Genomic DNA, 243 nt, shown 5'->3' on the forward strand with positions numbered 1-243 from the left:
GGCGCTGGAAGCGATGGGCACGTATCACTTCCCGGGCAACGTGCGCGATCTGGAGAACATCCTGGTGCGTGCATTGGCGCTGGCCGAGGGTGACACCATCGGGGCGTGTGATCTCCGGTTGCCGCAGCAGGGTGTGCCGCGGCATGGTGGAGCTCCCGTCGCGGCGCATGAAGAAGCGGGGGTGGATCTGCCGGCCGGGAGCGGCGCGCTGCCTGCGCATATCGTGCAGATGGGAGGCACCGC

At 68.7% G+C, this 243-nt stretch carries 1 pseudogene; it reads left to right on the plus strand.

Annotation, left to right across the window (positions count from 1 at the left end):
* Positions 1-243: pseudogene (locus KVS69_RS20300) on the plus strand (sigma-54-dependent Fis family transcriptional regulator); the annotation flags it as partial.

This window comes from Stenotrophomonas sp. GbtcB23, assembly GCF_019091045.1.
Taxonomy (GTDB): Bacteria; Pseudomonadota; Gammaproteobacteria; order Xanthomonadales; family Xanthomonadaceae; genus Stenotrophomonas; species Stenotrophomonas rhizophila_A.